The following is a 10,845-nucleotide window of genomic DNA, read 5'->3' as shown; positions in this document are numbered from 1 at the left end:
GGATGGTCGAAGCGTTTAATGCCACATCGCAAGAAGAGCTCGCCGAAATCAAACAACGGTACCATATAACGGAATAACCCAGATGATTAAGGAATAAGGAATAATTATGCCATCAAAATACCGCCCGCAAATTTTTGGTTGGTTTGGGGATCTAGATAAAGGTCCTTATAGTGTACCTTTGCATGACGATCGCTTAAGTTATGCCAATAATACCTATTGTGCCTTTATTCGTCAGGATCACAATGATCAGATTTTTTATGGTTGTCTCCATTTTATTGTTACTATTTTGGGAAGTATATTAACTGTTGGTTCTTTTACAATGATTTTTTGGTTTAATGATTCTGAAATTGGTAACAAACTAACAATAATAGGTGTAATTGGTTTTATTACCTGTTGCCTCACTGTGTATTATGCGGTTCCTCAGCTGTATCATTATCTATTCTCCCGCTATGGCAGCCCCATTATATTTAATCGTAAAACCGGTAAAGTCTATGTTAACGAAAGTTACTTTTTTAACTTTAAGTTTTTACATCACCCTTCGGTATTTTTACAACCGAAAAAACGCCGAATAAAAGAATATGATTGGAACGATTTGCACGGTGTTATTATTCATAATATGTCACGTAATGCCTTAAGTTCAACCGTGTTAATGGTGTGCCAACCGGGCACGCACCAAGTGATAGATCATATTATGTTAGATCCTATGCGAGCCGGTGCAGGAAGTACATTTGTTTGGGGGTGGATCAATAGTTTTATGGTGCATTATAAATCTGCCAATATCGATGACGGTGAATATAAATCAGATCAAGAAGCGGAATTTAAAGCCCGGCAAGGTTGGCCCGAATGGATGGTCGAAGCGTTTAATGCCACATCGCAAGAAGAGCTCGCCGAAATCAAACAACGACACCATATAACGGAATAACCCAGATGATTAAGGAATAATTATGCCATCAAAATTCCATAAACACGTTTAATAAAAAAGTTTTGAATCATAAAAGCTTATTTGCTTTTCTAAACAAAGTTTATAGTAAAGGAAATAAACCGCTAATCCCAAAAGTTTAAAACTTAAATTCAAAATAGTTATGACAAAGCTCACGCTATGATTAAAGTAAAAAGCAATACTTGTTTTTAATTAGAATCCATTTAATTTACATATCTCAATGATTTTTATAGAAAAGATGGGTATTTTGGTAGAATGCTATAAATTAAATCCACCCTAATTATTATTTATTAAAAATCAACAAGTTAAATCTCTTTAAAAATTTGAAAAATCTGGTAGAATTTATCGAACGCTATAACTGTAAATAAAACAGATAGCTATATTTAGAGTGTTCCCTGTATACACAGGGATAAACCGCGCAGCTCAGCACAGATGGAGCTAAAGCAGGAGTGTTCCCTGTATACACAGGGATAAACCGTCTTTTATGCGTTCTAATTGTTCTTCTAATGTGTGTTCCCTGTATACACAGGGATAAACCGCAAGAATCGAAGTAGATAAATCTGAATATGAAGTGTTCTCTGTATACACGGAGATAAAATCTTCTCAGACTTTAGGTAAAGAATTGAAGTGCGTAACTTAGTTTCGATTTACAATTTTTATCGATGCTTGAAAACGTAACCCAAATATGTAGCGCGCTACAGTTAATGATTTATTAGTTTTAAATGATGATTATCAGACAATGAGGCATGTCCTTAGCTTACTCGCTTAATAAAGTATCCCCACCAATTAAGCATGATTCTGCGTTGTTCTCGGTAGGTAGCTCGGTTATAAGTTCTCCTCGCTCTATAGTATCGGCATAGGCAAGCGCTACTTCAATAATATTCGCATCAAATCTTTGCCCATTTAGCAGAGCTAATACCATTTATTAGGTAACATTAAGCAACGTGTTGGTAATTTCGATTCTAGCCATAGCAAGAGCTTGCATGAATTAGGAAAGTTTTTGTTCGTTTATGGTTGTTATTTGCCCTTTTATCGTTTTTTGAAAGCGTTTTTTATTTTGGTTACGAGGTTGGCATCAATCAAGCCTATATTCACCGCATAAAACATAATTTCATTAATACGCTGACAAAGTCTTTTAATCTGAAAACGGTTTTTCATCAACATAGAAGCGTAAATGTAGCTCTGTTGTGTTTTACTTTTTTTAAGGTGTTTTCAGTTGCCCCTTCACTAAGTTTAACTTTAATCTAACTAAAGGCTATTTTTTAATAGGCTTTAAAGAATCTTACAGGATATTGATTTGGTGGAGCCAAGGGGGATCGAACCCCTGACCTCAACGCTGCCAGCGTTGCGCTCTCCCAGCTGAGCTATGGCCCCAAGTAGAAAGGAATAAAACAGTGGTTAATAATATGCAACAAGATGATAAGTGTCAATCTATTTGAAATTAGATGTCTAAAGAACAATCAAATAAAACTCTGCCGACAACGACAGAGTTTAGATAACTAACGAATGATTGGAGCTTGATCTGCACCTTCTGCTTCAATTTTAGGAGGCATAAAGTGTTCGCGTTTGACACCTAATTTAAGTGACATATACGCTGCCACATATATAGAGGAAATTGTACCAAGCACAATCCCTACACCTAATGTTTCAGAAAAGCCTTTTAACATTGATCCACCAAAGATATACAAAATAATCACGACGGCAAGAGTTGTACCTGATGTCATCAAGGTACGATGCAATGTTTGTGTTAATGAGATATTAATAACATCATAAGGTTCTGCTCGTCGAATTTTTCTAAAATTCTCACGAATTCGGTCGAAAACGACAATGGTATCATTAAGTGAATAACCAATTATCGATAGCATTGCAGCAATAATGGTTAAGTCTAATTCACGTTCAAACAGTGCTAGGTAACCTGCTGTTATCACAACATCATGTGCTAATGCTACAACCGCTCCCGTACCAAATCGCCATTCAAAACGAAATGCAATGTAGATCAAAATACAAATTAATGCAGCACAGATCGCCAAAATACCATCTTGAGCAAGTTCGGCACCTACAGTTGGACCAATAAACTCGATACGTTTAATTTGTGCATTTTCATCAAGTTGTTTATGTACTAAATTCGATATTTTGGTGCCTAATGCATTATCGATTTCTGATGATACATTGCTTTTTTCTTCATTAGTTGTTGCTAATCGAATGATAATGTCTTTACTGCTACCATAATATTGTACAACAGGTTCATGATAACCAGCTTTACGTAAGCTGTTGCGAAGATCATCAAGATTTACCGCTTTGGTTACGGTTAATTCAACTGTTGTTCCCCCTGTAAAGTCTTGTCCTAAATTGAATCCTTTATCAAAAATAACCATAAAGGAAACAATAACTAATAGCATTGAAATAAAAAAAGCAATAAAGCCAAATTTCAAAAAGTCGAGGACTCTGCGGCCATGATTCAATTCTCTTACATCATGATTTTCGTTTTTATAAATAATCACAATAAACCTCTAAATTGATAACTTATTAACACGACGACCGCCATAAATAAGGTTGGCTAGCGCTCGAGTACCTACAATCGATGTAAACATTGATGTTAAGATACCTATGCCTAATGTAATAGCAAAACCTTTTATTGATCCAGTACCAACAGCATAAAGAATAACCGCTGTGATTAAGGTTGTGATATTGGCATCGAAAATACTACTCCAAGCCCCAGCATACCCTTCATTAATTGCATGCTGAACACTACGCCCATTGCTGAGTTCTTCTTTTATTCGTTCATTAATCAGTACGTTAGCATCAACTGCCATACCAACAGTTAATACAATTCCAGCAATACCTGGCATACTTAATGTTGCCCCAGGCAGTAATGACATTGCACCAACAATTAAAATTAAGTTAGCAACTAAAGCTAGGCTAGCAAATAAACCAAATAGGCGATACATGACCAACATGAAGATAACTGAGATCAGTAACCCCCATACGCAAGATTCTAAACCTTGAGTTATGTTTTCTTGCCCCATTGATGGTCCAACAGTACGTTCTTCAATAATTTGAATTGGTGCTATTAATGCCCCTGCACGTAATAGTAAGGATAAGTTTTTTGCTTCATCAATGTTGCTAATACCTGTCACTTGGAATCGATTACTAAAAATACCTTGAATTGTGGCGACGTTGATAACGCGTTCTTGTTTTTCAAGAATTGGTTTACCATTTTCATCACGTTTACCGGTATCTTTATATTCAACAAATAGTGTTGCCATTGGTTTATGAAGATTTTTTTGGGTAAAATCAAGCATGGTTTTACCACCCAAGCTATCAAGAGTAATCGATACTTCTGATTGACCATATTCATTAACTCTATAAGATGAGTCAGTAATATGATCCCCTGTCAATACAATGCGTTTGTAAAGTAGTACTGGTCTACCATTTTCCATATACTGTAATTCAGAACCGTAAGGAATGCGCATATCCCCATTGATGATAGCAGCTAAATTGGCTGATGCTTCATCATTTACTTGCCTAAATTCAAGTGTTGCTGTCGCACCTAAAATACGTTTAGCCAGTGCTGTATCTTGAATGCCAGGTAGTTCAACGACGATTCGATCCGATCCTTGGCGCTGAACGATTGGTTCTGCTACACCAAGTTGGTTTACTCGGTTACGTAATATTGTGGTATTTTGCTGTACAGCAGCATTTTTAGATTGTAGTAAACGCGGCTCACTAACTGTCAATACAATGCGGTCTTCGCTTTGAGAAACAACTTTAAAATCTTGTAATCCATTAATTTTGGTAATTGCTTTGTTACGATCTTCTGTATTGTCAAATTGCATAACAATTTGTTGGTTGTTATCTTTGCTCAGTGCGTTGTATTTTAATTTGCTCTTTTCAAACTCAATTTTTATGTTTTCAATAGACTGCTCGATAAGTTTATTTAATGCAGCTGTCATATCGACTTCCATTAAGAAGTGAACCCCACCGCGCAAATCTAGTCCTAATTTCATCGGTGCTGCACCTAGCCTTGAAAGCCATTTAGGTGTTGCTGGGGCTAGGTTTAAAGCAACCGTATATTCATTACCTAGCTTATCTGAAATAAGTTCTTTGGCTTTAAGTTGTGTATCGTTATCGCCAACACGGATTAAAATTGATTTATTTTCAAAGACGACAGATTTTGGTTCGATATGATTATCTGTGAGAAGTTTTTGGATTGTATCTCGCGTGGCTATGTTAACTTCGGCATTAGTCGAGCCTGAGATCTGTATAGCGGGATCTTCACCATAAATATTTGGAAGTGCATAAAGAAGGCCGGCGCAAATCACGACGACCAACATAATGTACTTCCACAAAGGGTAGCGGTTTAACACGACATATTCTCTTGTGGAATTAAGTTATCAATACAATGAACTATAATCGATAATTTCATCTTATAGCGATTTCATTGTCCCTTTTGGTAATACTGATGTGATAAAGTCACGTTTGATTATAACTTCAGTCGAATCATTTAATTCTAGTGCGATATAACCATTTTCGTTAACTTTTGATACACGCCCAATAAGTCCACCATTTGTTAACACTTCATCACCTTTTGAAATAGAAGCCATCAAATCACGATGTGCTTTAGCGCGTTTTTGTTGAGGGCGCATAATCATAAAGTAGAAAAATAACCCAAAAACGACTAGCATAATAGGTAAAAAATAAGGATTGCTTTCAGCTGCTTGCCCATCTGCGGCATACGCTTGATTGATAAAAAAGTCCATATTGGTCCTCTAAATTCAAGATTATTTTAAAGGTCGAAATTATAACACAATAAATATATCAATTATTAACTATTTCTTGTCAAAATGTTTCTTGCATTCGGTATTTATGCCTCTTGAAATATCCAAGTTTATTCACTTTTCAAATATGAATATTACTAATTATAATAAATAATTCTATAGTTCATTACGTTACTTGCTTTATATCAATTACCTTTTTGATATTTTATTACTTCATTATAATAAGTATAATTTATATACTAAATTTACCAATTAATGAGTTAGCACTTTTTAAGTGTTTCAATTATTTTGTGCTAAAGTATATATAATATGTGCCAATTTCTATTGAAATAGGATAAATTTTATATATTATAAAGTTAAGGTTTTGCCTTTTATTTGTTGACTTCATTTCTAAATCACTTTACCTACGATCAGTTTTTATCCGAATACTGATCAAATATAAACTAATCAGTTTTGGCATTAAACAATAATTGTTTCATCTCAAATCATTTATGTATAATTAATATCAACCTTATTTGACTAAAAAATTATGAGAAAATTAAACATCTTATTAGCATTAATCTTACACTTTTCATTCGGTGTAATAGCTAATGAAACTAAAATACAATTTGATACCCAGCTAAAAATTACTGATCCAAGTTTATTACGCATTTCGGCTGAAAAAGGTGATGCTGAAGCACAATATTCACTTGCTAATATTTATAAACAAGGGTTAGGCGTTAAGGAGAATGACGCCAAAGCTATATTTTGGTATAAAAAATCAGCAGAAAAAGGTTTGGCGAAAGCACAAAATAATTTAGCTTATATGTATCAAAACGGTTTAGGGACTAACCGTGATTTGTTTACCGCCTTTAGATATTTTAAATTAGCCGCCGATCAAGGTTATGCTTTAGCTAAATATAATGTAGCGTTAATGTATAAAAATGGAGAAGGTGTAGTCAAAAATACTTTAAGTGCTATTGACTATTTTAAGCAAGCTGGCGATGAGGGAATTTTTGATGCCTATCTTAATTTAGGTATCATGTATTTTTTTGGTGATGGCGTTAAAAAAGATAGTATCGCTGCTGCTGATTGGTTTAGTAAAGCAGCGAAAGATAATAACCCAGAAGCTCAATATTATTTAGGTTTGATGTCAGAAAATGGCGACGGTTTAACTCAAAATTACGTTGCGGCTAACTATTTTTATACGCAATCAGCAGAGCAAGGTTATGTATTGGCAATGTATAATTTGGGTGTTATTTATGCAACAGGTGCCGGTACTAAAGCTGATAACTCCCAAGCCGCTTACTGGTTTACTCGGGCAGCAGAAGCAGGTAATGTTGATGCCCAATTTAATATTGGTGTTATGTATGATGTTGGTAGTGGCGTGCCTAAAAATATTCAAAAAGCAATAGAATGGTACAATAAAGCAGCAGAACAAGGCAGTGTAGATGCTCAATATAATTTGGGCGTAAAATATTTAGCTGGCGATGGGGTTGCTCAAAGTAAAGTCCGTGCTATTTATTGGTTTACCAAAGCGAGTGAACAAGGTGACCAAAATGCTAAGGCTTATTTAAATAATTTGTTAACTAAATAATTGCTAACAAAAAAGGGCTTTTTGCCCTTTTTATTTTTTTGACTTCGGTCTGAATCGATTTTTGCTAAATTAAGTTATCCTGAATTACGCATACCTGCAGCAATACCAGAGATTGTGATCATTAATCCTTGTTCAACAGTGGTATTTTCCTCATTGCTACATCGACGAGAGCGGCTTAGCAATTCAGCTTGTAATAAATTAAGCGGTTCAATATAGGTATTACGTAAAGCAACGGATTCGGCAATCCAAGGCAAATCAGCCATTAAACTAATATCATCGGTAATCATTAATACGGTATTGATGTCTTGTGCTAATAAATTCCGTAATTCTTCCCCTAGAGACCACATAGCAGGATCGACTAACCTTTGTTCATAGTATTCATGAATATTAGGTTCAGCTTTTGCATAAACCATTTCTAACATACCTAAGCGTGCGTTAAAAAATGGCCAGTTGTGATACATTTCTTTAAGCAGCTCTTTTTTGCCTTTTTCAATCATTAATTTTAGTGCACTACCGGCACCAAGCCATGATGGAAGCATTAAACGGTTTTGTGTCCATGCAAAAATCCATGGAATTGCACGTAAACTTTCTATTCCTCCACCCGTTCTACGTTTTTGTGGCCTTGAACCTAGTGGTAATCTACCCAATTCTGCTTCTGGTGTTACGGCTCTAAAATAATCGACAAACTCCTTACGTTCTCTAACAAAATGGCGGTAGCATCGACATGAAAAATCAGACATTTCGTCCATAATACTTCGCCACGTTTGTTTAGGTTCAGGTGGTGGTAGTAAGTTAGCTTGTAAAATAGCTGAAGCATATAGCATTAAGCTGCTAAGAGCGACCTCAGGTAGACCAAGTTTAAACCGGATCATCTCGCCTTGTTCAGTGACTCTAAGCCCTCCTTTTAATGATCCTGGCGGCTGTGATAGTAAAGCGGCATGAGCAGGAGCTCCGCCACGGCCAATCGATCCGCCCCGACCATGAAATAGCACGAGATTAATCTTATATTTTTCAAATAAGCCAACTAATTCCTCTTGGGAACGGTATTGTGCCCAAGATGCAGCAAGTGTTCCAGCATCTTTAGCCGAATCAGAATAACCGATCATTATCATTTGCTTACCCTGAATTTTTTCACGATACCAAGGGATATCTAATAATTTTTCCATGACCGATTTTGCATTATTTAAATCTTCTAATGTTTCAAATAATGGCACTATAGGAATATTTTTATGGCAATCAACTATTTTTAGTAGCAAATAAACCGCTAAAATATCAGAAGGGGCTTTAGCCATTGAAATCACATAAGATGCAATGGCTTCTTCACCTGCTTTTTTTATAACTCGACATGTATCGAGTACTTCATTGACCATTTCATTAGGTTGCCAGTTATATGGCAATAGGGGGCGCTTAGATTTCAATTCCGTTAATAAAAATGCTTGTTTTTCATTTTCTGTCCATTGCGCGTAGCTCCCTAAATTAAGTTCTTTTGTTAGTGCATCAAGCGCATCGGTATGCACAGAACTATCTTGGCGAATATCTAATCGTACTAGTTGTAAACCAAAACTTTTTATACGCCGCAGTGTGTCTAACAATGGACCGTGCGCTATTGTCGACATACCTTTCTCTATTAATGATTCATAGCATGTATAAAGTGGGTGCCAGAGCTGTTCATTTTTAATCAAAATATCAGAAGGCGGTAACACCTGTTCATTATTGAGTGTTGATATAATATAACTGTGTGTTTTAATAAGACGAGAACGTAACTGTTTCATTATTGCACGATAAGGTTCTGATGTCTTTTTATTATCTTCATCAAGCAGATCGATAACCGATTGATTACATTCTGTCATTGATAATTCACGAACTAATATTTGGATATCAGCTAAGAACAATTCAATCGCTTTCAATCTGGCTTGTAACATTACTTTTTCAGTCACTTCAGCAGTTACATTTGGGTTACCATCTCGATCCCCCCCCATCCAAGAAGTAAATTTTATTGGCACATGATCTACAGATAATTGTTCATTAAATGCATCAACAATTTGATCATTAAATTCACGAAGAAATAGAGGTACGCCTTCCCATAAGCTATCTTCGATTACAGAAAAGCCCCATTTGGCTTCATCAAGTGGCGTTGGGCGTTTTTTTCGTATTTCATCTGTATACCACGCTTGGCAAACAAGCTGTTTTAAACGTCGTTTTATGCGTTCAATCTCATAATCAGCGAGATCATTATGATCAAGTTGTGATAAACAGTTATTGATTGCTGTGTATGTATTAATCATAGTTCGTCGATTAATTTCTGTCGGATGTGCTGTTATCACTAATTCAATGGATAATTCTTTAATTGCTTGTGTAATTGTCTGATTTGAAAAATTAAGGTTTTTTAATGTTCGAAATAAGTCAGCCATTTTTTTGGGGCTACTGGCTGCCTCACCATGTGGAGAAATACCATAATATTCTGCTGCTGTATTTACCATATTTAAAAAATGATTGAATGCACGAGCAACATGTAATAAATCCTTATCATTAAGATTTTCAATCAATTTAAGTAATTCAGTATGAGATTGCTTATTCCCTTTTTGCGCCGATTTTGATAACTGTCTGATTTTTTCTACTAAATTAAATGTTTCATCTCCTGTTGCTCGTTTAATTGCATTGCCCAGTAAAGTACCTAACATATTGACGTTGCTTCGCATTGAGGAGTATTTGCTATTCATGATATTCTCGTTTTGTTGATATTATGCCTAAGCAACTTTAAGTTGTATGGTAAAATTCGCCATTTAAAGAAGTAGGTATAAATTTAGTTATTTTGCTTAAGTTACATACTTTATAACAATGTAGCATTGAATTTAAATAATAAAATTTTATGTTTTTTATTATTTTTATTGTTTTTATTATATTAAAAATACTTAAACGTATAACTAATAACACCTCGTTAATATCGGATTTTTATATTCAATATTTTAAACATCTGTTTTTTCATGAATAACTCACCTGTATCTTGCCTTAATTTCAGTATATACTAGCGTTATTGTGAATGCATATTGGGTTATTTGATGATCGCTGTTTTTTATATTGCGTCGATTATTGCTGTCTTTGCTAGTATTAAAGTGATTTGTAGCTTACGTGTAGATAAAGCTATTTTGTATCTTACTATTTCATTTTTTGCCACGGCATTGATTTTTATTTTGCTTGGTACTTATTTGTCTGTTGTTTTATATACGCTTTTATTTATTGGTGGAACAGTAACGTTATTTATTTTGGTTGCAAATATCCTTCAAATTCGTATAGATAATGTTGAAACGAGTAGGAATGGTATAAGCCCTAAAATATGGTTAGTGCCATTAGTGTTAGCTTTTATTCTTTTGGTTATGTTAATTTACGGAGTAGTAAGTACTGACTATACACAGTTTAAAGAACCCCAAGAGTTAACTCATGAAATGTCAATATATGCTTACATTTTGATGGTTGAGTTAGCCGTTTTTCTATTATTGGGCGCTGCTGTAATTGCGTATCATTTTATGCATCGATTCTTATCGGAGAAATAA

At 34.9% G+C, this 10,845-nt stretch carries 8 protein-coding genes and 1 tRNA gene; 3 read left to right on the top strand and 6 right to left on the bottom strand.

Annotation, left to right across the window (positions count from 1 at the left end):
• The first annotated feature begins 106 nt into the window (after positions 1 to 106).
• Positions 107 to 922, top strand: coding sequence for a DUF6708 domain-containing protein (locus tag A9G48_RS08850; protein WP_065576083.1), 816 nt, complete (start codon positions 107 to 109; stop codon positions 920 to 922).
• 775 nt (positions 923 to 1,697) lie between these two features.
• Here the strand turns inward: A9G48_RS08850 and A9G48_RS11670 are convergent.
• The 5 genes from A9G48_RS11670 to yajC all read right to left on the bottom strand — a co-directional run bounded on the left by A9G48_RS11670 (position 1,698) and on the right by yajC (position 5,700).
• Complete coding sequence (locus tag A9G48_RS11670; RefSeq protein WP_176701004.1) at positions 1,698 to 1,862, bottom strand: hypothetical protein; 165 nt, start codon at positions 1,860 to 1,862, stop codon at positions 1,698 to 1,700.
• Between the two features lie 376 nt (positions 1,863 to 2,238).
• A tRNA-Ala gene (locus A9G48_RS08845) sits at positions 2,239 to 2,314 on the bottom strand.
• A gap of 125 nt (positions 2,315 to 2,439) precedes the next feature.
• Positions 2,440 to 3,435, bottom strand: coding sequence for a protein translocase subunit SecF (gene secF, locus A9G48_RS08840; RefSeq protein ID WP_034946250.1), 996 nt, complete (start codon positions 3,433 to 3,435; stop codon positions 2,440 to 2,442).
• Between the two features lie 15 nt (positions 3,436 to 3,450).
• A complete protein-coding gene (gene secD / locus A9G48_RS08835) occupies positions 3,451 to 5,307 on the bottom strand; it encodes a protein translocase subunit SecD (RefSeq protein ID WP_080715889.1) in 1,857 nt (618 codons plus the stop codon).
• A 60-nt stretch (positions 5,308 to 5,367) separates the two neighbouring features.
• Positions 5,368 to 5,700, bottom strand: a complete 333-nt coding sequence (gene yajC / locus A9G48_RS08830) for a preprotein translocase subunit YajC (protein ID WP_034945990.1) — start codon at positions 5,698 to 5,700, stop codon at positions 5,368 to 5,370.
• Positions 5,701 to 6,247: 547 nt separating this feature from the next.
• Here yajC and A9G48_RS08825 point away from each other — a divergent pair.
• A complete protein-coding gene (locus tag A9G48_RS08825) occupies positions 6,248 to 7,294 on the top strand; it encodes an SEL1-like repeat protein (RefSeq protein ID WP_051825232.1) in 1,047 nt (348 codons plus the stop codon).
• A 74-nt stretch (positions 7,295 to 7,368) separates the two neighbouring features.
• Here A9G48_RS08825 and ppc read toward each other — a convergent pair whose 3' ends face one another.
• A complete protein-coding gene (gene ppc / locus A9G48_RS08820) occupies positions 7,369 to 10,014 on the bottom strand; it encodes a phosphoenolpyruvate carboxylase (protein WP_065576082.1) in 2,646 nt (881 codons plus the stop codon).
• A 339-nt stretch (positions 10,015 to 10,353) separates the two neighbouring features.
• Between ppc and A9G48_RS08815 the strand changes: the two genes are divergently transcribed.
• Positions 10,354 to 10,845 carry an NADH-quinone oxidoreductase subunit J family protein gene (locus tag A9G48_RS08815; RefSeq protein ID WP_034945997.1) on the top strand — a complete coding sequence of 164 codons (492 nt, stop codon included), beginning with the start codon at positions 10,354 to 10,356 and terminating at the stop codon, positions 10,843 to 10,845.

The sequence above is a fragment of the Gilliamella sp. wkB18 genome, assembly GCF_001690875.1.
Lineage (GTDB): Bacteria > Pseudomonadota > Gammaproteobacteria > Enterobacterales > Orbaceae > Gilliamella > Gilliamella apicola_A.
This window is presented reverse-complemented; position numbering and strand designations above follow the sequence as displayed.